Source organism: Rubeoparvulum massiliense (assembly GCF_001049895.1).
In the GTDB taxonomy this organism is placed as follows: Bacteria; Bacillota; Bacilli; order Rubeoparvulales; family Rubeoparvulaceae; genus Rubeoparvulum; species Rubeoparvulum massiliense.
On the sequence record NZ_CVPE01000005.1, the window covers coordinates 257,502 to 282,257 of the forward strand.

Here is a 24,756-nt window from a genome sequence, read left to right on the forward strand (position 1 = left end):
CAGTATATATATTGAGTATATATATTTTTCTTCAATTGTCAATATTAGGGGGTCAGTCCCCCATTGCTTTAACGCATTAACTTAATGGGGGACTGACCCCCTGCTCTGATCAATGTCAACCCATAAATCTGCCACTGAGGATAGCTTGCTTGTAGCACTTGCGCACAATGCTCCAACGTTGATCCTGTGGTATAGAGATCATCGAGTAGCAATAGCTGACAAGGTTGATCAGGTTCAATTCCCATCAGTAACTGAGTTGGCAAAGGCAATGGTGCGAATGCTCCATCTAAACTCTGAATACGCCCTCCTCTCCCCTGCTTGCTCTGTTTTACCGTTGCCTTAACCCGCTGAAGGAGGGTGACCATCGGTAGATTCAGCTGTTTGGACAGGATTCTTCCCAGTAACTCCACTTGATTAAAGCCCCGCTCATAGAGACGACTCTCGTGCAGTGGCACATAGGTTAGAAGTTGAATGGATGGACGTGTGGCTTCCTTGGCAAAAACCCTGCTCCAGCCCTTCCACAGCGACCAGCTCTTGCCCTTAACTGAGGCGTCATAATACCGTTTAAATCCAAGTACCATCAGTTGACCAAAAAATGTGTATAATTGCACCTCCCCCCAATACTTGTAGCGATAAAGAAGTTGGCGATTTAGCGGATTATAGGTGAGGAGGCTACGTTGCCCATGAAGAACACTGCCTCTTCTTACAGCACAATCACCACAGCGTGCAGAGGAGAGATCACCCTCCATGGCACGTCCACAATGAACACAAGAAGGACCTTGGAGCCAGCCTAAGCCCTGCCAACAAGTATGGCAGATGGCCAATTCCCCCATTTGCCACTCGATTGCCCCTGGACGATATTGCTGTCCACAGGCGAGACATGAGATGGGACGAAGATATACAGTCGATGATCTCATAAATAACCACCTTTCTTCGCTAAGCGATTCATTCTCCGAATATGTGCAATGGCATGACGAACTGCTAGCGTTGGCTGTGTCACGACAAACAAAATATGGCCAGTTGGATATTGGGCATTCCGCCCCGCTCGACCTGCCATCTGAACCAACGCCGCTTCATCCCAGATCGCAGCATCTGCTTCCCAGACCACAACATGGGAGTTGGAAATGGTAACGCCACGCTCTAGAATGCTGGTACAGAGCAAAATCGGGAACTCCTTACGACGGAACGCCTCGACCTTCTGGATCCGTTCTGGATCATCTGCATGCGTACTCTCCATGGAGAGTGATGTGTGCTGCTGAAAATAGGCCTGTAGTTGACCAATTTCCCTTTTTCGAGGTACGAAGAGAAAAAGAGAAGGAAGCACGCTACTATCTCCCATATCATCCCCCATCCCATCCATCACCTTCTGCCAGCGCTCCTCAAACCATCGCAATAATTTCTGAAAGCGCTGTGGTAATCTGCGAGCACGGGGAGAGTGGCGACAGAGACGGGGAACTGGTAAAGGATGATGATGAAAACGAACTGGGATCGTTACTGTTGGTAATTGACCACGGAGACTTGCCCGCTGTTCTGCACGGGCTGGTGTGGCGGTTAAAGCTAGGAAGAATCCTTGTGGGTGAAGGGCACGCTGTACAGCGCGGGGAAGTAATGGTGAATGATGATAGGGGAAGGCGTCCATCTCATCGAGGATTAGGAGATGGAAGGCATGGTGAAAGCGGAGAAGCTGATGGGTGGTACAGATGATCAAAGCCGGACGCTCCCAGCTCTGATGGCCTCCATAGAGGGCTACCATCTCTGTATAGGGAAAGTACTGCTGGAAGCGAGGAAGCAGTTCTAATACCACATCCTTACGTGGTGTAGTAATGGCAACTCGCAACCCCTGCTCTAATGCCCAGGCGATGGCAGGCAACAGCATCTCCGTCTTCCCTGCTCCACAGACAGCCCAGAGTAACAGATGTGGCCAAAAAGAATCGCCTGCTGAATTACGCTTCCCTTGCTCTTCACTTTTCCCTGCTTGTACGTGGTGCTGTTGGAGCGTAGCCACAACTTGGTTCGCTGCTTCTTGCTGTGCTGGTGTCAAATTGAGGATTTCGATACCAGCGTGATGAGGAGATCCGTGAATAGATCGCTGATGGCTGATAGAGGTAGATGGTAGATTCGATGATGGATGGAATGTGGGGTGATTGGGGAATATCGGATTGAGCGCAGCTAGATGAAGTGGTTGGAAGGATTCAGGCATTCCTCGAATGATTAATGAACAACTACGAATTTGTCCAAGACTAGAGCAGGAAGAACAAGCATAGCAGGTTTGTCCAGCCGCTTCACAAAGCTGGCAGGGTACTTGCTTAAGCTCCTCTCCTTCTCGAGCGCCACAACGAGAACAGGCAGGTTTTCCATGATGGTCTAGCGCAGTTCCTGGTAACCATTCCACATCATTGTTCCAATGCAATTGGTGGAGCAAGTGAAAAAAGTGACGAATGTGATGCTCCTGAGGGAGAAGAGAATTCTGAAGGCTTAACTGTCCATAGGCCTTCCAGAGTTCCTCGAGTCGGAGCTGTCGACCTGTAATTATAGAAGAGATGGTGGAATAGGGGGACATAACAGGCTGAGAAGAAGGGGTGAGATCCCCTAAAACACTGCAGGTAATTAGAGGGGCCAAAGTCTTTGCTTCTAAGGCTTCTAAATCTAAAGCTTCTAAGCGCTTTCTTTCTCGTACTGCATGGGGAAAAGGAAGTGATGGGCTTATGAGCACCCAAGGAGAAGAAGGGTTGGCGGTGAGAAGTAACTGCTGATCTTTTTCAAAGAGATAACGATAGATTCTGTGTTCAGTATGATAGACCACCTTCACCTTTTGCAAGCGGCGCCCCGCCTCCAAAAAGAATGAGGTTTGATCCATGTGCTTTAACATACACTCCTCTCTTAATCATTTGTTTAATTTTTTCTCTTCCATTGCAGAGAATTCTTTAAATACAAGCCGATATGTGTGAATACGATGGCGAATGAGATAGCCAAAAATTTGTGGTATAGCAAGAATCAAGATGGTATATATGAAGAGGTAGACCGTACTGGAGGTATTGGGAAAATAGCTTGGTTCCACGAAGGCAAAGAGCCAGATAATCAGCATATTTAAGCTGGCTACACTCATGGCAATACGCCTTGGAAGGTTGACTGATACAATGATTACTGGAATGAGTAAAAGTTCAGGAAAGAGTAGACTACTACTGCCTCCAGTAAACCAGATCGCAAGCAGGGCAAGGATGGATGGAAGATAAATGATCAATGGTTCACGCATAAAATCACGATCTGTCTTACTCCTGACGCCAATGTAGAATAGCAGCATCCCCGTAATGAGCAAGAAGATGAAATAAAGCCAATTATTCTCGATGGAGATCTGAACAATCCCCAGCAACATAAGCAATAATTGGAGTAAAAATAATAATAGATTAATCGCTAATCTTTCTCTTTGATTCAATGTTCTCTTCCTTCCTGAAGATCCTCGATCAATTCCACAGGACAGTTTATATGCTTTCCACAATCTTTGGGCGTATGACAATGTAAGCAAGGTGAATTGAAATAGAGGAGCAGTCCGCTCACCGTAAATATCACACTATACTGTAAAAGGATATGAAAGTTCAACCAGCTGGTACTAGGATCACCTGTTGTGATAAAGAGATAAATCGTGTAAATCATACCTGAAAAATTGACAGCTAGAAACCAGCCCCAATGTGACATCATCGCGCTATAAGTTAAGGGGAAAATAAAGAGTAAAGGGAAGTATTGACTATATACTCCTCCTGTTTCATAGACAAAGTAGGCGGAAAAAAGAAAGTAAAGCATAAGGAGGATAGCTGATGGATAGCGAAGAAGCGGATTACGCCGACCACCATAATGCCAGCAGAACATGCTAATCACGAGCGCTACCAACACAATTCCCCAGAGAATGGCTTGGGAGAGTGGAGAAAACCAGTCCCATGCAAATACCATAAGAATAAGAAAGATCAATGAGATCAACATCGTTGTGATTCGCTGAATCTGGATCATTCCACCACCCCTCCTCTTTTAACTTTGAACAAGATTTCTTTATGAGTAACGACGAATCCAGCTTAAACCGATTGCCCCTTCTCCTACGTGCGTCCCAATGACAGGACCAAATTCAGAGATAACCACCTCAACTTGCTCGCCATATTGATTTTCAAACTCTTCCTTCCAGGCGGTAGCCTCCTCCAAACGACGGGCATGAATGATACCGAGGCGCATCGGGTACCCCTGTTCTAAGATCTCTTCTAGTAATTCAAAAATACGTTGCTTCGCCCGATTGTATGTACGTACCTTTTCGAATACAACGATCTCCTTATTACGGAAGGTTAAGATCGGCTTCACCTTCAACATCGATCCTACAAGGAATTGAGCTGCATTGAGACGGCCACCACGATGGAGATGAGCTAAATTGTCCACGAGAAAGTATTGATCCTGGCTCTGCTGAAGCTCGTCCAACCGTACCATAATTTCGTCAACACTCTTCCCTTCCTTAGCCATACGAGCTGCCTCAACCACATAGAATCCCAGGGCATAGGTAGCGATGCCTGAATCGAATACATGAACATTGGCTCCTTGGATCATGCGACTGGCTGCTAAGGCGGAATGGTAGGTACCACTAATCTTACTTGAGATATGGATGGAAATAATCTCATCATACTCTTTAGCTAGCCGTTCATAGGTAGTAAGGATCTCTCCTACCGAAGGTTGCGAAGTGGTGGGTAGATCCCTACGTTCCTTCAGCATGCGATAGAAGTCATCATTACTAATCTCCTTATATTCACGATAACTCTCTTCGCCAAAAATTACCTGAAGGGAGACGATTTCAATACCATAAGCTTCAAGTTCATCTTCGGGTATATAGCTTGTACTATCAGTAACAATTGCGATTTTACTCATTTCCACACTCCTTCCACAGAATCACCTAACATCCATTATACGTATTTATCGGCACAAGGTATAGAATCCCACTAGTAATTACGCATAAATCGCTACACGGTTTCGGCCCTCTTGCTTCGCTCCACGATACATAGCACGGTCCGCGTAACGGAGAAGTTCACTCCCTACCTGTCCTTGAATAGGATAGGTGGCGATGCCAATACTTAATGTAATCTGGATGCTATGCCATCCGTCCTCCTGTAGTGTTGATGGGATTTGTATGGGTGTCTGTGCAATGACACTACGTAATTGTTCAGCCCATAAATATGCCTCTTCCTGCTCCATATTGTTTAAGAGAATGACAAATTCCTCTCCACCATAACGAGCCACCACGTCTTGTGGATTTCGCAATGACCCTTTAAAGAGTCGGGCACATTCTTGCAATACCTGATTACCTGCAAGATGCCCATAGGTATCATTTACCTTTTTAAAATAATCGAGATCAATCATTAAAAGACTATAGGGTACTTCTTCAATCCGTGCTGATTCTAGTCGCTCTGTGAGGATTTGTAAAAAAGTGCGGTAGTTAAAAAGACCCGTCAATTCATCATAGCGTGCTCGCCGCTCTGTAATCCCAAATTGGTATGCATTGAGGAGAGCTACAGAAGCTTGTCCAGCTAGAATTTGCAAGTAAGTTACGTGCTCCTTACGGTAGGTAAATTCGGCTGAATCTGCACAGGACAGCACTCCGAGTACCTTCCCATCTCCGATAATGGGTACCGCAACCATGGATCGAAACTGCGCTTCTTCCTCAATGGGCTCAGGTACTGACAACAATTCAAATAGATCATAGATCAACATGGGCTTGCTTGTGGCAGCAACACGCCCTACCACACCTTTACCGAGGGGTATCCTCCTGATTGTCCCATTAGGTACTGTCGTAGATTTATGATCTTCTGTGCCTGTCCATTGGATGAGTTGTTCTCCATCCACGAGGTGAATACTGTAATAATTGCCTGGAAGGATCTGAGCCATCGCCTCATGTACAGCATCCAGCACACGTTCTCTCTCGAGCTGTGAAGTGAAGCGAAAACAGGTTTGATATAAGGTTTGGAGATTATGATTGGCCAACTTATTCTCTTCATATGTATTGATTAAGATGACCATTCCCAAGTAAGGAACGGCAAAGAATAAAAAGCCGATGAGGCCCAGTTCTTCAATGACGAGAATTAATAGGAAGCTGAGAACGATAGCTAGAAAATGGAATGGTATGAGAAAAAGTACATGAGAAAAACGGATGCGCTCCTGTTCTAAGAATGCATGGATCAGCAATGATAGAACCAGATAGATGAGAACATAAAGAAGTAAAGAGCTTATCGTATTAATATGCGAGAACGGATAATGTAGCAGTTCATTCCTCACTTCAGTATAGACCAAACCTGCGATAAAAGAGCTCCAACCAGCAGAGATTAGACTACCTGCACCTTCCTGCCATGTACGTCTTGGATTCTGGAGTGTCGCTAAAATAATTGCCAACTGTGTAACCCAAAGCTCCGCTACCATTCCCCAAGTATATAGAAGAGGTAGAGTTACTGTGAGGCTTAGAATCACACGTTGCTGCTTAATTACTAATGGATAGGCATATGTCATAATTTGCAGAATAAGGAGGGAGAAGAAGAGGGGCCATTGTGACCAATCCCAACTAGGTTGAAGGACCCAACTCCCAACAACGAATACCAAATAGGATATAAATAATAGTATGAGAAGAAAACCGCTACGTTTCTGCAATTGAATCCCCTTCCCGTACCACTTATCAGCATATATGGCAATAGATATTTATCCTTAATTATACTCCAATTTTCCTACCTTGTCTGTATTATTTTTCCCACCCTACTAATAAATTACCATATTTCTAGCGTGTCCACTTGAGAGAACGCCGTAAATCAATGACCTCTAGCCTATTCTCACTAACTTGATCTCGCTCCACACTACCGATGGTTTCTTCCCACTCTTCAGCGGTGTAGTAATGAAGTTGATAGTATTGCGCTAGTCGTTCTAAAACCTGAATCGTATCATCCTCCGATGAAAAGTCCACCACAATTAACTCAATATCTACGCCTTGCATGGATGCTTTACGGTAGAGCTTCCGAATGGTCCCTTCGATCTCTGCAGCGGAATTCCCTACCAGAATCGCATACCCATGTGGTTTCGCTGTTGAACGATGCACTTGAACCCACTGCAGGTATAGTAATAACACTCCTTGTGCCATGAGACAAACTAACAATATGATAGATACCCAGATAAACAAAAGGCATCCCTCCTAATTTAGGGTATGCCTTTCGTCTATATTCCGTGTATCGCTATGTATAAGACCAGCAAAAAAATTAACGGTCGATCTCTTTATCCAAACGAACCCAACCATTCTTAATCGCCTTAACAACCGCATGAGTACGGTCCAACACATCTAACTTCTGCAGAATGCTGCTTACATGGTTTTTTACAGTCTTCTCACTAATATAGGCTTGTTCACCAATCATTCGATTACTCTTACCCTCTGCCATCAATTGCAGTACTTCCCGCTCACGGGGCGTGAGGAGGGCATACTTTTCTGGGTCCTTCATGGTGGGCACAGAATCATAGATTTGCGTAATCTCTTCTTTATCGCAGAGACGACGATACTCCTCGATGAGACGACCCGTAACCCGTGGATGGATAAATGCTTCTCCTCGTGCAACTGCTTGAACAGCTTGAATCAAGGTATCAGAGTCCATTTCCTTTAGTAGATAACCGCGGGCACCTGTACGTAAAGTTCTCTGTACATAGCTCTCATCATCATGGATGGAGAGGATGATGATCTTCATGTCGGGGCAGACTTCAAGAATCTGTTCAGTGGCATCCACCCCGTTTAGGTCAGGCATGTTAATATCCATCAACACAACATCAGGGTTCAATTCTTCTACGAGTTTTACTGCTTCTCTACCAGTTCCTGCTTCACCTATGATTTCCATATTGTCTTCCATCTGTAGGATGCGCTTAAGTCCCTCCCGGAACAATAAGTGATCATCGACCAATACGATCTTCGTGTTCTCCATCTAGATCCTCCTTGTCTATATCATCATGTATTGGAATCGTAAATATAACGACTGTGCCCTTCCCCCCTGCTGATTGAAAGCCCATTCTACCCTTGAGCAGAGAAATACGTTCTTCCATCCCCATGATCCCATATGTGGCTTTCTCTCGCACGCCATTCACATCAAAACCAATGCCATTATCCTGTACTGCTACCATTAACTTCTCATCACCGAAGTGGAAATTGATATGAACATGAGTGGCTTGACTATGCTTCGCCACATTGCTTAGGGCCTCTTGAATCAGGCGAAAAACAGCAACCTCTCTCGTAGAGAATAACCGAACCTCCCGACCTCGAACCTGAACAATTGTCTCCACACCGTATTCTTCTTGAAATCGTTCCGCATATCGACGAACAGCAGGTACGATTCCTAAGTCATCCAACGCCATGGGGCGCAGGTCGAAGATAATCTTTCTAACATCAGCTAGACTTTGGCGAACCAATACTTTTAATTCTTTTAATTCGCTACGTACCTTACTAAAATCCTGCTGATTTAGAAGTTTTTCAATAATTTCGGTCCTTAGCACCAGGTTTGCCATAGATTGGGCAGGACCATCGTGGATATCCCGCGCTACACGCTTCCGCTCATCTTCTTGAGCCTGGATAATTTGTAATCCGAGCTGTGATTTTAATTGAGCATTCTCTAGCTCCTCTTTCATCTGTGAAATACTTCCGGAGAGATACTCAAATACAACCCCTAACTGAGTGATGAGGGATTCTGCACGCTGAATGGTAATTTCGAGATTACGCAAGCGAATCTGGAGTTCATCACGACGCCGACGAAGATTGGTTTCTCGCTCACGAAGCACACCAAGCTCCAGTTGAAGCTGATTAGCGTTCTCGTAGGCCTTCCGAATATCTTCCTCACTGTAGCGATCGAAATAACGACTCACCATAGCCAAATGGCTACGAGCCTTACGTGTTTTCAACTCCACCTCATCGTAGTGCTCTACCACTTCCGCTACTTCACCATTCAGCCGTTGTAACTCCTTATGTAAGTTACTTCCTTCCTGCTGGGAAGCTTCAAAAATCTCATAGATTTTCTTCTGACTATCCTGCACATGACCGATGGTTTTCTTTAAAACTTGATCCATCACCTTAATTTCTTGGGGTTGTTCTTTATCATCGGTCATTACGTCTACGAATGGATCCATTGCCGTCTCACCTTTTTCCCATTTAGCACCTTGGAAGTACTTGTGCTGTTACTATTGTACACGATTCTAACTATGTTTGGGGTGGAACAAATGAATCATTTCTATTAATCAAAAAAGAATGAAGTCCTACCACTTCATCCTAATGATTTTATTATTATATTATAAATATGATTATTTGGGGTCAGACCCCCACTACTTTAAAGCTTTAACGTTATGGGGGTCTGACCCCACAAAGCAAAAAGGCATCCCTGCTGCTTTCGCTGCTAACCGATCATACTGGCTATCTCCTATCAGCACTGCTTCAGCAGGCTTGACCTGTAAATAGGAGCATGCTCGATAAAGTGGTTCCGGATCTGGCTTCCCACACCTCACATCATCTAACGTAATGATCACACTAAAGAACTCTTCCAGATCAAAGAGCTGCAATGCTCGGTTTGTAAGACTACGTGTCTTATTGGTCACCAACCCTAACTGATAGCCCTCCAGTGTTAACTGCTGAAGGATCTCCTCCACACCTGGGAAGAGCTGGACTGCTTCGTCATGGTAACGCAGTGTGTATCGATTAAAATAGTCTAGCACCTCCTCTTTCCGTTCTGGGATCAACGAGGCAAGAAAAGGTTCAAATGCCATACCAAAACGTGCTTCCACCGCTTCGTATTCATAACGCTTGGGCATAAAATGATCCAGAGTATGATAAACAGCATCGACCACTAACTTTTTACTATCTAGTAATGTTCCATCCAGATCAAAGAGTACAGTACGAATTTTTGACATCAGTAGGTAGCTCCTTCCATAATACTGGTGTCCCTGTGGAAACAGCCCTGGCACCATGACATAGCGCCAGCTTCATCTGCTCCTGGTTCTGTATTAGCCCTCCTGTTATCAGTGGATACTCTGTCTTGCTCCGTAAGTAATCAAGATAAGAGGGCAAAAGGGCTGGCATCACTTCTACTGCATCTGGTTGGTTCTCCTCTACCGATTGCAGTCCATGGTGCAGGGCATCATGGTCAATGAGAAACAGACGTTGGATGGTGAGTAGGCCCAAACGGTTAGCGAGCTTAATCATACTATTCTTCGTGCTGACAATTCCCGTTGGTTTGAGATAGGAGCTGAGGAAATGCATCCCTTCCTTGTCACAGCTTAATCCTCCGATTTTCTCCATGTGGAGGAAGACCAGCTTTCCTTCCTGCTGAAAGAGCTGCACATAACGCTTTACCACCCCAATATTGCCCGTCAATAGAAAGATGACGCGTGCTGGTGACGCTAGCGCTTTCTCTAAATGCCTTGCTTCTTTGACGGAGACGATGAGACGATCCTCTTCGATATAACGAATGAACTGGTCACGATACAGCTTCATCTACAGAACCCCTTCCTCTCCTCATCTTCACTCTTCTACAACCCCCACTCTATACGATCCCTGTAAAGGAGGGATGGGGTTGGTGTAAATCTTTTGTAAAGTGGGGTCAGACCCCCATTACATTAAAGCGTTAAATCGATGGGGGTCTGACCCCAATTATTTACACCTCCTCAACACTGCCTTAATAGTGAGATGATAATGTAATAAATGACAAGTGAGGAAACTAGGTCAGAGAATAAATGAGAGACCTTTAATAGAGCATGGAAAGTTTGGTCCTTATGGAAGGACATTTTCCAGCCTGTTCTATTAAAGGTCTTCTTCTTTTCTCATCTGCTTCCAGCTACTCGACACTCACATGTCAATCAGATCCATTTAGGTAAATTCTCTCGATGATGAAAGGAGTAGAACCAATGTTGAAATCAATATTCGGACGTAAAGGATTATTTCTTCTACTTACCTTGATATTTGCATTCTCATCGTTAGTTGCTTGCAATTCCTCCTCAGAAGGCAAAGGAGGAACTACTCAAGACACCTCCGCAGGAGCGAAAGGATCCACCGTCAATTCTGCCACTGCAAATCAAACATCTGCAACTTCACAAGCTGAAGCAGTTGAACCCGTAACCATCCAGTACTGGCATAGCCATGGCGATACACAGGTTGAAGGACTCAACTATATGCTTGAAGAGTTTAAAAAAGCGTATCCCCACATCACAGTGGAAGCTGTCTTCCAAGGGGGCTATGGTGACCTTGAAAAGAAATTAATCGCTTCCTTAGCAGCTGGTAATTTACCTACTGTTACCGTACTAGAATCCGCCAGCATCCCCCACTTTGCCGAGAGCGGTATCCTCGCAGAAATTGAACCTTTTATTCAACGTGACCAAGTAGACCTTGACGACTTTTCAAAAGGGATGCTACGTGCCTATAGCTACAACGGTAAGCAAGTAGGCCTACCCTTAGTGGTTAGCGCATCAGTCTTTATCTATAACAAAGCCATGCTTGATGAGGCTGGCGTGAAACCACCAGAAACCTGGGCGGAAGTCCCTGCTTTCGCTGAGGCTCTCACCATCAAAGAGGGAAACACCACCACTCGCCACGCTTTCGCCATCCCTGGTTGGAGTGCTTGGTACTATGACCCTTGGATCATCAATGGTGGTGGACAGATCATCGATGAAAACGGGCAATCCGGACTGAATCAGGAGGGTACGAAGAAATTCCTGAAGAACTTCCAGACCTGGAAAGAGAACGGCTGGCTACTCTTACCCTATGGAAAAGGAGCTTCTGGTGAAATGAAACAGCTCTTCCTCGACCAAAAGGTTGCTATGGTAGAGCATACCTCTGCCAATATTGACTGGTATATCGAGAACGCAGGCTTCGAGATCGGTGTCTCCTTCTTACCAGCTGACATGAACCGTGAAACCCATATTGGTGGTGCAGGGATCGTCATCATGAACGATATTCCTGATGCTGAGAAAGAGGCTGCCTGGCAATTCGTCAACTTTATGACCTCGGCTGAGCATAATATTGCATTCACCGACTTTACCGGCTATCTACCTACACGAAAATCAGCCCTCGCTTCTGAGGCTGGACAGCGGTTCTTGACAGAGAAGCCTCAGTATAAAGCCATCCTTGATTGGTTCGATAACGTAAACCCACGGATTCAACATCCAGCCTACGGGGAATTCCGCAAGCTCTATGAGGAAGTAGTAGGGAAAATCTCCTTGGAAGGCGGCGACGTGGACCAATTAATGGAGCAGGCTGCCAAGCAGATGAACGAGATCTTGGAAGACTATTAAGGGGTTGCCCATGATTGTGATGAATGTGAGTTGAATGCGATGCTACCAATTGCAAAAAAATTCTCTTTACCGAAGCAAAAGCTCCACTATACCACAAGGGAGAAGCTAAAGGATCTGGGGATGGTTACACCTGCTTTGTTTCTACTCGCCCTCTTTACCTTCTATCCCTTGCTCTACACTCTTTATCTCAGCTTTACCAAGTGGAATTTTATTCGCCCTGAGAAGGAATGGGTGGGGTGGAAAAATTATCTCTGGGTCTTCAATAATCCTGACTTTTATCAAGTGATGAAGGTAACCTTTCTCTATACCTTTTTCGATGTGGGCATCACCATGATCCTCGGCCTTCTTCTCGCTCTACTCTTGAATAAGATCGCTCGTCATTATAGCATCATGCGCTTGCTGATCTTCATGCCACATTACATCGCCATGGTGGTCTGTGCCATGATCTTTCTTTGGATTTTCAATACCAATTACGGCATCCTCAATCAAATCATCGCCTTCTTCGGATTGGAGCCCGTCAATTGGTTACTCAGTCCGAAGACAGCGCTATGGGCCATCATCATCGTGACGGCTTGGAAGAGCACAGGGTATGCCATGATGATTTTTCTTGCAGGCTTACGAGGGATCCCTGCGGAGTATTATGAGGCAGCGAAGGTGGACGGAGCCAACGGGTGGCAACGCTTCTGGTATATTACCTTGCCACTCCTCTCCCCCATCACCCTCTTTTTACTAGTCACCTCGGTGATCGGTTCCATGCAGGTTTTTCAATCGGTGGATGTGATGACCGGAGGAGGACCCCTCAATTCTACGAAGGTGATCGTCTACTGGATCTATGAGACCGCCTTCCATGAATTCCGTGTTGGTCGGTCCTCTGCACTGGTGGTAATCCTCTTCGTCATTTTACTGACTCTCACAGCACTAATGATGAAGCTATCAAAACGGAAAGTTCATTACGAAGGGTAGGTGGAAGTGAATCCATGCCACAGCTCATCGGAAGATTTCTCTCATCCACCCGCTTCATGCTAGCCTTAGCTAGCACCTTGATTTTCTGCTTTCCCATCTACTGGATGATCATCACCTCCTTCAAATCGGAGAAGGAGATCAATACCACCACACCAACCCTCTGGCCTGCAGAGTGGCATTGGGAAAACTATCTGGATGCCTTTCAAATGGCGCCCTTTGGCACTTATATGCTGAACACCATCCTGATGACGGTCGGTATCCTCCTACTCCAGCTCAATTTTGCCATCATCACTGCCTATGCCTTTGCGAAAGGACGATTCCGCGGACGAGACCAATTATTTCTCCTTGTACTTGCAGCCATGATGATCCCTGGAGAAGTAACCTTCATTCCAGTCTATGTAATGGTATCAAAACTAGGCTGGCTCAATACCTTTGCTGGCTTAATTGTCCCTCACGCCATCTCAGCATATGGAATTTTTCTACTGCGTCAAGCCTTTAAATCCATTGATAACAGCGTAATTGAAGCAGCCCAGCTGGATGGCGCCAATCGTTGGCAGATTCTCTATGGAATTCTCGTTCCCATGGCCCGTCCTACGGTCATTACACTGGGAATCTTTATCTTCATCGCTAGCTGGAACTCCTACTTCTGGCCGCTCATCGCTACCAATCAGGAGAGTATGCGCGTCCTCACCGTGGGGATTGCCATGCTAAAGGATACCTTTGTGGGAACAGAGGTGACCAACTGGCATCTGATTATGGCCGGTAGTGTGCTCACCATCCTACCCATCGTGTTACTTTTTATTATTGCGCAGCGCTATATTGTGCAAGCCATGTCCAATTCTACGTTTCGCTAGATTTTTTTAGGAGGTGAACGAGCTTGAATCATCATAGGAATTGGAAGTTAGGAAAATGGGGGCGCTGGGGAGCTGCTTTACTCATCCCTCTCCTCGCCCTGATTCTCCTCGTATTCACTGGGGTTCTTGATGGAAAGGATGGAGAGGATCAAGGGGATCACATCTCAGCCTCTGTGGAATTATCTGCTGATGGGCTTGGGCTGACGGGTGAAGGAGAACTCGCAGCAGGAGAGGAACAAAATCAGGATTTTATCCAGCGCTTCTTCAATCCGGAATTATCCAATGGTCAGCTACAGATACGATATTTCCACCTGGAAGCCGAAGAGAAGTCGGGGGATGCCATCTTAATTCATGCTCCCAATGGCGAAACGATGCTGATTGATGCAGGTATCAAGGAGGTGGGTCCCAAGGTAGCAGAGTATTTGCAACAGCTGGGATTGACGCATCTTGACTATGCAGTGGCAACCCATCCCCACCATGACCATATTGGTGGCTACACTACCCTTTTGCGAACGCTGGAAATCAAACAATTTTTAACGGTGAATGTGCCCCACACCACAGAGACCTATAAATCGGTGGTAGCTCTCCTGGAAGAACGGCAAATTCCGGTGACCTATTTAGAAGAGGGAGACCTTTTACAGTTAGGCGAGGAGGTAACCATCGAGGTTCTGAATCCACCGAAGGGGACAGGTCCATCCACCCTGCCAGCTGAGTTAAGCACTTCCACTATCAACAACCATTCCCTGGTCATGCGCTTAACCTATGAGGATCAGAGCATCCTTTTTACAGGGGATATTTATAAAGAGCGGGAGTATGATCTGGTAGAACGCCTTGGTCCGAAGCTGCAGGCAGATGTGTTAGATGCACCTCACCATGGGGATAAGACCTCCTCTTCCAAGTCCTTTATTACAGCAGTTCAGCCTAAATACGTTATTATGAGTGCCAACCTTTTTCAGAGCAAGGCTGTTTACGATCGCTATCGAAAGCAGGATATTGATGTCTTTATCACCGGTATAGATGGACATCTTTTAATAACTTGGGGTCAGACCCCCACTGTGTTAAAGCGTTAAATCACTGGGGGACTGACCCCCTTCTTCAATAAACTTCCGATACTGCTCTCTTTGTGGTTCAGAAAAATAGGAGAAGGTTTTTGTAGTGGTGATATAGGGGTTTTTTCGACCAAAAAAGTAGGCTGCATAGCTACTCCAAGGGTACTCTTCAGCTTTTTTCACCATTTGAGCTTCCAATGGATTACGGTGAATATATCGACTAACAGTAAGGAAGTATTCATCATTTTTTACTAACTTTGCACCGTATCGTCCTTGAAATAGATGGCCGACTAAGTCATGACGCTTGTTAAATGCTAGAGCATAGCTGGCATGCCATTTTTTCATAATCAAACCTGGAGGTGTCTCTAAAGTTTCGAGTAGAAGATGAATGTGATTGGGCATGAGGCAATATGCGTGGAGAATGAAGGGGAATTCCGTGCGGGTCTCTTTCAGTAAAGCGAAATACTTCCGATAATCCCTTTGATCATGGAACAACGAAGAACGTCGATTTCCACGTGCAGTAATATGGTAGATGGCACCTGGAAACCATATCCTCGGCTTTCGTGCCAACTTCATCATCCTTTCATTTGTATTTAGGGGTCAGACCCCCACTACGTTAAAGCTTTAACGTGATGGGGGTCTGACCCCATTAATTTAAAATGCTTCTTCTCGCAAAACTTCTGCTTTGTCCACACGTTCCCATGGAAGATCTAGGTCAAGACGACCGAAGTGTCCATAGGCTGCGGTCTGTTTGTAGATTGGACGACGTAGATCCAACATACGGATAATTCCCGCAGGACGGAGGTCAAAATGCTTCCGTACCAATTGGACGATGAGATCATCCGCCACTTTCCCAGTATCAAAGGTATCTACACTGATGGAAACAGGATGAGCTACCCCGATAGCATAGGCTAATTGAATTTCACAGCGCTCAGCTAAGCCAGCAGCTACAATATTCTTCGCTACATAACGAGCGGCATAGGCAGCAGAACGGTCCACCTTCGTAGGATCCTTACCTGAGAAAGCACCGCCACCATGACGTGCATAGCCACCATAGGTATCTACGATAATCTTACGACCGGTTAACCCCGCATCCCCTTGTGGACCACCAATAACAAAACGGCCAGTAGGATTGATAAAGTACTTCGTCTTGTCATCAATCATATCCTTAGGAATAATGGGACTGATCACATGGGTCATAAGATCAGCTTTAATCTGAGCAGCAGTAATGCTGGGGTGGTGCTGTGTTGAAATAACGATGGTCTCAATACGTACAGGCTTGTCCCCATCATACTCTACTGTTACCTGCGTTTTACCATCTGGCCGTAGATAAGGTAATGTTCCATTCTTACGTACCTCGGACAACCGACGTGATAAACGATGTGCAAGGGAGATAGGTAGAGGCATCAGCTCAGGTGTCTCATTACATGCATAACCAAACATCAACCCTTGGTCACCTGCTCCAATCGCATCGATTTCGTTCTCTGTCATGGTTCCTTCACGGGCTTCGAGGGCCTGATTCACTCCAAGAGCAATGTCAGGAGATTGCTCGTCGATAGACGTAAGTACCGCACAGGTTTTTGCATCAAAGCCGTACTTAGCGCGAGTATACCCGATCTCTTCTATGGTTTCCCGTACCACTTTAGGAATGTCTACATAACAAGACGTGGTGATCTCACCCATCACCATGACCATTCCTGTGGTAACTGCCGTTTCACAAGCGACACGGCCATTGGGGTCATTCCGTAAGATTTCATCAAGGATAGCATCGGAAATCTGGTCACAGATTTTATCTGGATGACCTTCAGTTACGGATTCAGATGTAAATAGATGTCTGCCTGTCTTCAAGCGTCATTCCTCCTATTCCTTGCCTTCTGCTTTGAGGCGCAGCGAACTGGAAGCCGTGCCAGCATGTAAACTTACCCTTATTATTGTACCTCAAAACGAGGAACTTTTTACGAAAAGATTTTTCTCTCGGCAGATGGACATATCGGGAAAAATATACGGGATTTCACGACGCTTGTCAACCTTATTGTACAGCCTTCCACATCATGGTTTGTGTAGAACCCATAAACTTCTCTGGTTGAATGGAAATAATGCGCCATTTCTTATCCTGATAAAGCAATATAACTTGAAGTGCATGCTGTTGATCCGTCCACTCCTCCGTATATGTACGAGTGGGTTTGGTCAATTGTGTGGGATCGAAGACCATGCTACTCCCTTGAAGTAAGATGGGGATCGTCACTTGGTATTGTCCTGCATTCCCTTTCTTTTCGATTTGGATATTCTCCGCATCGAGAATAATCCATGCGAGATGCCCGGCAAAAGGAACCTCCAATTCCGAGTAATGAGTAATATCCGCCCGATAGAGATCCTGAAGATTCCGATCCAAATGTTTAATCACCGTAGCATCGTTCTGCTGATAGGCCAGAACAAGAGATTGGTAAAATTGAACGATCAATGTCAGCCATTCTTCCACCATCTCATCCTGCTTGATCTCGAGGTAGAGAGGTTCCACCTCACCAGCTTGATGTTGAACTGATGCTACCACTGGACCATCCTTCTTCGGAGCACTCTCCGTGAGGAAACGGACATCCATAGGAAGCTCTACCAATGATTTTTTGCCTTCCTCCATGGGAATATGTAGTGTTTTACGCCATTCACCAAAAGGCGTGGCAACCAACACATCTACATCTTGAGCAAAGAAGGGAAGCTGTATAAAAAGGAGTCGATCTCCATCCCTCAGTGTTGGCACATACTCCGCCATACCAACCAAGACCTTCCATCCCATCCCTTCATCTACTGGTATCCCCACCAGCTCTAAATCGTAATAGCCCACTTGTAATTGATATTCATCAAAGATCCCCCACTTCTTCCCTGCTGGAATCACCTGAAGCCAAGGGGATTGATTGAGGAGAGGATTCTGCCCTTCTGTGCCTTGTTCAAAATGCTGGCGTAATGCCCGTACCTCATTGAGAAACAATGGAGAGTGCTTCACGGCCTGCTCTAAATACTCCAGATGCTCAGGGCTAAGGGGTTTACCATTGAAATCCACCAACCACTTCTGTAGCTTATCCATATCCCCCGCTCTCACAGCCTCCTCCACCTCTAACAAAAACGCTGCTGGTGTGGTGGTAGCTAGACCCCAACGAAGGATGAGAAAGCCTCCTCCTAAAAATGATAAAATGACAGCTACCAGTACCAAATTGGAAAGGCGTATTTCCATCATCTCACTCTTACGTCCTACCATGATAACAGCCCTCTTTCATACAGAAAAAATGAAGCATAATCAAGAATGATGACCTATCCATTATTATGGGGATGAAAAGCCGCTTTGTGTATGGTACTAGGGGACAATTATGATATAGTTCTTTTGATTTGTTTAAAAGGCTAAAGTGATATTTCAACAGCAATTCCTAGTCCAATCTACTAATTCAACCTGTGCTGAAATGGGTACATATTCATATATAAATTGAGAACCCCACGGATATCTCCGTGGGGCATGTTTGATGATTTTAACAAAAATATGTCGGATAATATCTAACAAATGATTCTATTAACTACATAATATGGTATAATTGGTTCGTGATAGTTGAGTGCCCAAGGGTGGTTGGCACGCTCCCAGAAAGGGGGTGATGCCATGACGGATTATGAGACGCTATCCATCGTTATGTCAACATTAACGTTGATGATAACTTTTGGAATGTTGGTTGCGGTCTTGTCCAAAAAGAAGTGACCTACCCTTGGGCCAAAGGTAGGTCGCGGCTAATTTCTTGCGGTACTGCCAACTCCCTTGGGAGTCGCTATTACGTGCCGAAGGTGTTCACGCACCTTCGGTCTTTTTATTATATGTTCTATTAATGTAAGTATAACCTAAAGGCAATAAATTGTAAACTCATTCCAGCTTCATTGCCTATAAAGTAGACTTAGTTCAAGGATCTTCTAGGTACCGTAGCGCTCAAAATTTCTTTCTTTCTCAAGAAATTAGTCTCTTATGAGGAGGAACACCCCCTCCATCAATTGAGGGGGTGCACCTTCTGATTCATATTTTCTAAGTGCTTACTCAAGGCTTTTAAGACAGCCTTGCTTAATTCAGATCCAACTGCTCCACCACATCTTCAGGTAAGAATTCCTCTAGGAATTGATGCAATTCAAGCCCTGCTGGTAAAGCGATGCCTGCTTGGTTGGTCTCTGTGCTATAGGGATTGGATTGATTGAAGTTGAGGATGACAAAGCCAAGATCGATGATGTTCACCGTACCATCTTGGTTAATATCCACATCTTCACGATCCATATTGGAAAGCTTCGCTGAAATCTGACGAAGATAGCTATTTGGCATTACCTCGCCTAGGGTTTTATTCAGTTGAGCCATCCGCTCCTCAATTAAGGTAGCACGATCTTTATTACCTTGATCAAGGTCATAGAAGAAGGCCACATAGAAGAGGTCGATTAAATCGATGCGGTCATTTTGATCCACATCCCCAGCTGTGAGATGGAAGCGACCTGCATTCACATCCTCCTGCCCTACTTCTACTTGAGCCTCAGCTGCATCTGGGTAAACCACGAAGTGTCCTGCTACCGTAATGGAGAGACCATAACGAGCATCATTCTCTACCTCGATAGCAAAATGTCCATCTGCATCAGTAATGGTGCCAACGAACTCCTCGCCTGTGGTTTCTGAGATGGCCTTGACATGAATGGTCTTATCGCGAAGGTCAGCGCCTGCTAAGCCCTCAGGAAGCACCTGTCCAGTAATCATGCTCGTGGTTGGCAGGATAGTAAGGGTCTTGAAGTTGCCAGCTTCTTCGCTAGCTGCTCCGGGTGCCAAGAGTTCCACCATACCTGCTTGATTATTGACATAGCTTGCTTGGTGAATAAAGAGATCGGTTGCACCGATACGAGCCTTATCCTCCGTCACGCGCATTTCCACCTGATAAAGTGGCATATCGCCAGTAATGGCTGCCCCTTGACCTAATAAGGTGAAGATTCCAGTGGTTAACTGGTGATTTGGATGAGTAGCAGGATGTCCTGTCTCATTACGGCTGAAGTATTGGAGACTGAGACCATTCTCTGCTGCATACTGACGTACAGTAGGATGAGCATCCATGCTTACAAGCTCTAACATCGCTGGATCATAAGCCAGTGTGTATTGGCTGGTAAAGAGGTTCTCTAGATCCTGTGCAGTCACGTCAAAACGAATGGTTTCGCCCAATCGATACTCCCGCTTCTCTTCTCCATCCTCTTGTGGAAGTTGAATGGTGATACCTGGATTCGGTTCTTCACCGCCACCACCAGCAACGCCTGTCAATTCATAGTAGGAGTCTACCATGTTGCCTGCAAAATCCTCTACACCTAGGAGTAAGGCAACCGTTTCTCCTTCTGCCACTGTAAAGGTATAGCTAAAGTTTCCTTCATCATCCACAGCTAGATCGAGGATGTCGAAGTTAGCTAGATCGAGGATGAACGCAATGTTCAGAGCTTGCGTTACATTATAACCCGCGCTGCGATACATCTGCAGATTGGTATCATTTACATTACCGCTCAGTGTAAATGGTTGATCTGCAGGGATCTCATAGGTGCCTGGATCAGTTGCGAGTTCTACCAGAGGCTTTGTAGTATCCGTAAATACATCTCCCCACTTCACAAACTCTCTACCTGTTGCATCATAAGCATAGAAATCAATGGTGTAATAACCATCATCAGCTAATACTGGTTCAGAACCAATATTTCCATCTGCATCGATGGGGAAGTAGTAGCCATCCCAGCCACCGCTAATCCTATAATTTCCTGCTGGAATCGGTTGATTGATATAACCAATCAAGCCAACATATTCACCAGTTTCACCAGACCAGAGCAGAATCTCCGTGTACTCCATCTGATTATGATAACCGAAGTAGATATCCGTGTAATCTAGGTAGTTATCATTATTGGGTGAGAAGGAGATGGGATCCATGGTGACATAATCAATGCCCGCCATACCGGTAAACCCATAGAAGACAGCAAATGGAATCCGGTAAGCAGAATCTCCCTCTGTAATATTGATATAACCTTGATAAATACCCTCATCTACTTGACCAGGAATGGTTAAACGCGCCTCAATGGCTAGATCGCTACCTGCAGCTACAGTTACCTGTACGGGCACGTCTAGGGTAACACCATTGGTAATGGCATCAGCTACATTGGGAAGCGTTGGTGATAGGTACTCTACTGCCAGCGTAAGCGTCTTATCTGCATCGCCATGATTGTGGAAGCGAATGGTCCGCTGATCAGTATAATTGTTTCCATCCCCATCTACCTTACCGAAGGAGATACTACCGGTGATCTCTTCAATCACTTGCTGCTCGCCATTTACGATATGGATCGTCTCATCCTCTACCTGAATGAGAAGATCTGTCATCACAGCATGGTATGCATCAACACGACCTGCTCCCGCAACAAAGACATTATAATCTTCGGCTAAAGGAACAGCGGTATTCATCAAGGCAGTTTTCACATCGAAGGTACTGTACTCAGGATGTGCCTGTAATACCAACGCTGCTACCCCTGCCACATGAGGAGAAGCCATGGAGGTTCCATTGAAACGAGCATAGGCTGTCTCGTAGCTTTGATTTACAGGATCGTTGATGTATGCAGGAATCGTTGAGAAAACAGCCACACCAGGCGCAGCTACATCTGGCTTAATGTCAAAGAGCTTACTAACTGGACCACGTGAACTGAAGTCGGCAATTAGATCGCCTTCAGTCTGGATCAGTTGGAACTGACCAAAGTTGAACATGAGGCCTTGATTCTGCTGAATCGGTTGTTTTTGACGCAGTGGATTTTTCTTCGGTTGCTTCTCTTGGTTGCTTGTTTGAATACCTGATTGATTTTTCAAACGATCTTGGATATTGATATTGCGGTTTAGAGTACCTTTATTACCAGTACCTCCTGCACCTTTTTCCACATCCAGAACAGGTACGCCTGTAACGGGTACATCGGCAGCTTGAATGGCCGCTAAGAGGCGTTCTCCATCTGCCTTGCTCATATTGAATGTCGGTAAGAAATCAAAGCCATCACCAAAATAGAAAGGCAACGGTCCATCTACGCTATTGAAGATGATGGCTGCCTTAGCACCTGCAGCTTTGGCATTGGCCATCTTCTCCACAAAGGGAATGGAGCCACGTTTGATTAAGACCATCTTACCTGTTACATCGAGACCTTCAAAATCTTGGGTAGTACCTAAGTTAACATACACGATGGGGAAAGCCTGATTTTCTAAGGCCGCAACCATCCCGGCGATCCCTTGCTGTGTATTGTAGCCTAAAAGGGGCATATCATAGTTCTCACCAGCAGCAGTTGCTACAACTTCTGCTGAGTCAAGGGGAACATTAGTGGCCCCTACTGAAATCGCCAATGCAGATGTCCCTGGGGAACCTACGGTGTAATCACCTGGTCCGCTATTCCCGGCGGAGGTAACTGCCACCGTTCCTAACAGCATAGCATTATTCAATGCGATGGAGCTGGCATAGAACGGGTCATTACTAGAATTACCTAAAGAAAGATTGATGACATCCATGCCTTCTGCCACACTGCGATCAATGGCAGCAATCACATTGGCTGTGGTTCCAGAACCATAGGGGCCTAATACACGATAAGCATAGAGATCAACGCCAGGAGCAATGCCCTTCACGGCATAATCGAAACCAGCATGGGTTCCTTGACCTGCTACTGTACCAGATACATGGGTACCATGATCGGTATAGAAGGAGTGACCACGGTCATTAAACTCAGGACGACCGGAGTCTTGCCAATCATCGTACGTAGTCTCCATAGGGTCATTGTCATTATCCACAAAGTCATAACCACCTACATAGACAGATGTACCATCAGGACGTGTAAAATCAGGATGATTGTAATCGATACCTGTGTCAATTACAGCCACCTTCACGCCTTCACCGGTAATACCCATCTGATGAAGCTGGTCCACACCGAGATGAGGGATGCTATCATGCATCATGATCCCTACATCATCTGCTTGCACAGCCTCAATGGGATCTAAATAGACAGGCAGATTGGGCCATACAGCTTTAACCGTAGATGACTGGGTCAGAGCATCTAACTGGGAGGCAGGCAGTTGCACAGCCACACCGTTGAAGGCGTTGGAGAACTCACGAACAATTTTCGCACGCTTTCCTGACCGTACAAGATCAGCTTTAAACTGCCGATGGGCAGCTGCAGCATCACGTTGGGCATCCTCGATACTTAGTGAGCGACCGAGAAGTTGTGCCTTCAATACAGCGATCTCAGCTGGATCCTGGCGGAATTGAATGATTACATCTACCTCTTCGTCATCCGCGACCAATTCCAATTCAGGCGCCACAAAGACTGGCTTAACCCGAGGTGCATCTAGTGTAACTGGAGCTGCTTCTGCATTTGTTCCTGCAGTTGCTTCCGCGACCTCTTCTGCAACCACCTCTTCAGCTAACTGAAGTAGAGCACGCCGCTCCTCTGGATTAAGGTCACGGGACAAGCGTTCTGCCCGCTCACGAATAAGCTGGGCTTGATCCGCAGCCTCTTCATAGCTGAGGCGGGGAAGATTGGCACGGTCAGCTGCACTGAGACCTTGCAACAGTGATTTTGCTTTTTGTATCGCTTCCGCCTTCCCTGCTGGCATCCCAGCATTGCCGTCTGCTGCCAATGCACCTAACGGCATGGAAAATAGCAAAGTGATGGCCAAAATGAGAGCTAGAATTGGTTTGAACTGTTTCAACTGCTTCATGTAACTCCTCCTTTTTCTCTTTCGATTCCAAACAAACATGCGATGTGGGGCCCCTTCATGCTGTTACATCGATGTTGTTCTGTTTTTTCTACCTTTTCAGAATATTTACCTTCTTTTAAACTGCATAATATGTAAAAATGAGTTAAAAGAGCTACATTAAGCCATTTGAAAAGGACTTTCTTCGCAAAATAAAATACCCCGCCTCAGGTATAGAGACGGGGGAAACTGGTTATATATTCCTATTCGTAATCACCGATCACGATGATAAAAGCAGAGGATGGCGAATCATCCGCCACCTTTAAGCCACGCTTATCTGTACGAGGGACGAGAAGCAGATGATTTAGTTCCACCTGCTGATTGCCCTTAAGGTCACTGCCACTGGTTAAGTCAGGAATCCCGTCGCCCTTCGCACCAGCAATGACTTTGACCTTGCCCGTACGAACGATGAACTGTGTTCCTTCCTTTCCATAGATAGCTTGTCCTGCCTTCAACTCCATGACCTGCACAGCTGTGGAACCGCTGGTGCCTGGTTGCGGTGTAATATTGCCCAACTGACTTTGAATCTGTTGATTAATAAAAGCTGCCTGCTCCTGACGCAGTTGTTGCATCGCTTGATCCACATAGCTCTTACTCACCAGTGGGTCATCAGATGATCCAGGCGCTGCCACCATCTGATTCGCATATGCTGTCGTCACGAGGGACACAGCAAAGATCACCGTAATCAAAAGCGTTCGCTTCATCCACTTCTTCACCGAAACATCTCCTCTCTCTATCCAAACTCTCTAATCAACTCTCTAATCTTTGTCCTACTATCTACTCTTTA

The 24,756-nt window shown here is 45.7% G+C and carries 19 protein-coding genes and 1 pseudogene; 4 read left to right on the forward strand and 16 right to left on the reverse strand.

Annotation, left to right across the window (positions count from 1 at the left end; all coding sequences use genetic code 11):
* Positions 1 to 68 precede the first annotated feature (68 nt).
* The 11 genes from BN1691_RS06490 to BN1691_RS06540 all read right to left on the reverse strand — a co-directional run bounded on the left by BN1691_RS06490 (position 69) and on the right by BN1691_RS06540 (position 10,516).
* The gene (locus BN1691_RS06490) at positions 69 to 917 is read right to left on the reverse strand and encodes a ComF family protein (protein ID WP_048601418.1); all 849 of its coding nucleotides are present in this window, start codon (positions 915 to 917) and stop codon (positions 69 to 71) included.
* A complete protein-coding gene (locus tag BN1691_RS06495) occupies positions 914 to 2,869 on the reverse strand; it encodes a helicase-related protein (RefSeq protein WP_048601419.1) in 1,956 nt (651 codons plus the stop codon). The genes BN1691_RS06490 and BN1691_RS06495 overlap by 4 nt, the downstream gene beginning before the upstream one ends.
* Positions 2,870 to 2,884: 15 nt before the next feature.
* Positions 2,885 to 3,433, reverse strand: coding sequence for a hypothetical protein (locus tag BN1691_RS06500; RefSeq protein WP_048601420.1), 549 nt, complete (start codon positions 3,431 to 3,433; stop codon positions 2,885 to 2,887).
* Positions 3,430 to 4,002, reverse strand: a complete 573-nt coding sequence (locus tag BN1691_RS06505; RefSeq protein WP_048601421.1) for a hypothetical protein — start codon at positions 4,000 to 4,002, stop codon at positions 3,430 to 3,432. Before BN1691_RS06505 ends, BN1691_RS06500 begins: the two co-directional genes overlap by 4 nt.
* Positions 4,003 to 4,041: 39 nt before the next feature.
* The gene (locus BN1691_RS06510) at positions 4,042 to 4,896 is read right to left on the reverse strand and encodes a DegV family protein (protein ID WP_048601422.1); all 855 of its coding nucleotides are present in this window, start codon (positions 4,894 to 4,896) and stop codon (positions 4,042 to 4,044) included.
* Between the two features lie 78 nt (positions 4,897 to 4,974).
* Positions 4,975 to 6,663, reverse strand: coding sequence for a GGDEF domain-containing protein (locus BN1691_RS06515; RefSeq protein WP_048601423.1), 1,689 nt, complete (start codon positions 6,661 to 6,663; stop codon positions 4,975 to 4,977).
* Between the two features lie 124 nt (positions 6,664 to 6,787).
* Positions 6,788 to 7,183 carry a glycosyltransferase family 2 protein gene (locus BN1691_RS06520; protein WP_048601424.1) on the reverse strand — a complete coding sequence of 132 codons (396 nt, stop codon included), beginning with the start codon at positions 7,181 to 7,183 and terminating at the stop codon, positions 6,788 to 6,790.
* Positions 7,184 to 7,259: 76 nt separating this feature from the next.
* Positions 7,260 to 7,967 (reverse strand): response regulator, encoded by a 708-nt coding sequence (locus BN1691_RS06525; protein WP_048601425.1) that lies wholly within the window; start codon positions 7,965 to 7,967, stop codon positions 7,260 to 7,262.
* Complete coding sequence (locus tag BN1691_RS06530) at positions 7,936 to 9,159, reverse strand: sensor histidine kinase (protein WP_231638356.1); 1,224 nt, start codon at positions 9,157 to 9,159, stop codon at positions 7,936 to 7,938. The genes BN1691_RS06525 and BN1691_RS06530 overlap by 32 nt, the downstream gene beginning before the upstream one ends.
* Positions 9,160 to 9,351: 192 nt before the next feature.
* Complete coding sequence (locus BN1691_RS06535) at positions 9,352 to 9,933, reverse strand: HAD family hydrolase (RefSeq protein WP_048601426.1); 582 nt, start codon at positions 9,931 to 9,933, stop codon at positions 9,352 to 9,354.
* A complete protein-coding gene (locus BN1691_RS06540) occupies positions 9,905 to 10,516 on the reverse strand; it encodes a glycerol-3-phosphate responsive antiterminator (protein WP_147545720.1) in 612 nt (203 codons plus the stop codon). The genes BN1691_RS06535 and BN1691_RS06540 overlap by 29 nt, the downstream gene beginning before the upstream one ends.
* A 410-nt stretch (positions 10,517 to 10,926) precedes the next feature.
* Between BN1691_RS06540 and BN1691_RS06545 the strand changes: the two genes are divergently transcribed.
* The 4 genes from BN1691_RS06545 to BN1691_RS06560 are packed head-to-tail and all read left to right on the forward strand — an operon-like array spanning position 10,927 to position 15,196.
* On the forward strand, positions 10,927 to 12,309 hold the full coding sequence (locus BN1691_RS06545; RefSeq protein WP_048601427.1) for an ABC transporter substrate-binding protein: 1,383 nt from the start codon (positions 10,927 to 10,929) through the stop codon (positions 12,307 to 12,309).
* A gap of 39 nt (positions 12,310 to 12,348) precedes the next feature.
* On the forward strand, positions 12,349 to 13,272 hold the full coding sequence (locus BN1691_RS06550; RefSeq protein WP_048601428.1) for a carbohydrate ABC transporter permease: 924 nt from the start codon (positions 12,349 to 12,351) through the stop codon (positions 13,270 to 13,272).
* Positions 13,273 to 13,286: 14 nt separating this feature from the next.
* A complete protein-coding gene (locus BN1691_RS06555; protein WP_048601429.1) occupies positions 13,287 to 14,126 on the forward strand; it encodes a carbohydrate ABC transporter permease in 840 nt (279 codons plus the stop codon).
* 23 nt (positions 14,127 to 14,149) lie between these two features.
* Positions 14,150 to 15,196 (forward strand): ComEC/Rec2 family competence protein, encoded by a 1,047-nt coding sequence (locus BN1691_RS06560; protein WP_048601430.1) that lies wholly within the window; start codon positions 14,150 to 14,152, stop codon positions 15,194 to 15,196.
* Here the strand turns inward: BN1691_RS06560 and BN1691_RS06565 are convergent.
* From BN1691_RS06565 to BN1691_RS06585, 5 genes and pseudogenes are all read right to left on the reverse strand, one after another.
* Positions 15,185 to 15,745: an REP-associated tyrosine transposase gene (locus BN1691_RS06565; RefSeq protein WP_048601431.1), complete on the reverse strand. Its 561-nt coding sequence runs from the start codon at positions 15,743 to 15,745 to the stop codon at positions 15,185 to 15,187. The genes BN1691_RS06560 and BN1691_RS06565 overlap by 12 nt on opposite strands.
* 84 nt (positions 15,746 to 15,829) lie before the next feature.
* Entirely contained in the window at positions 15,830 to 17,023 is a 1,194-nt protein-coding gene (gene metK, locus BN1691_RS06570; protein WP_048601432.1) for a methionine adenosyltransferase, read from the reverse strand.
* A 181-nt stretch (positions 17,024 to 17,204) separates the two neighbouring features.
* Positions 17,205 to 18,425 carry a zinc ribbon domain-containing protein gene (locus BN1691_RS06575; protein ID WP_048601433.1) on the reverse strand — a complete coding sequence of 407 codons (1,221 nt, stop codon included), beginning with the start codon at positions 18,423 to 18,425 and terminating at the stop codon, positions 17,205 to 17,207.
* Positions 18,426 to 21,611: 3,186 nt separating this feature from the next.
* Positions 21,612 to 23,933: pseudogene (locus BN1691_RS15005) on the reverse strand (S8 family serine peptidase); the annotation flags it as partial.
* Positions 23,934 to 24,172: 239 nt separating this feature from the next.
* Entirely contained in the window at positions 24,173 to 24,685 is a 513-nt protein-coding gene (locus BN1691_RS06585) for a hypothetical protein (protein WP_048601435.1), read from the reverse strand.
* Positions 24,686 to 24,756: the final 71 nt, after the last annotated feature.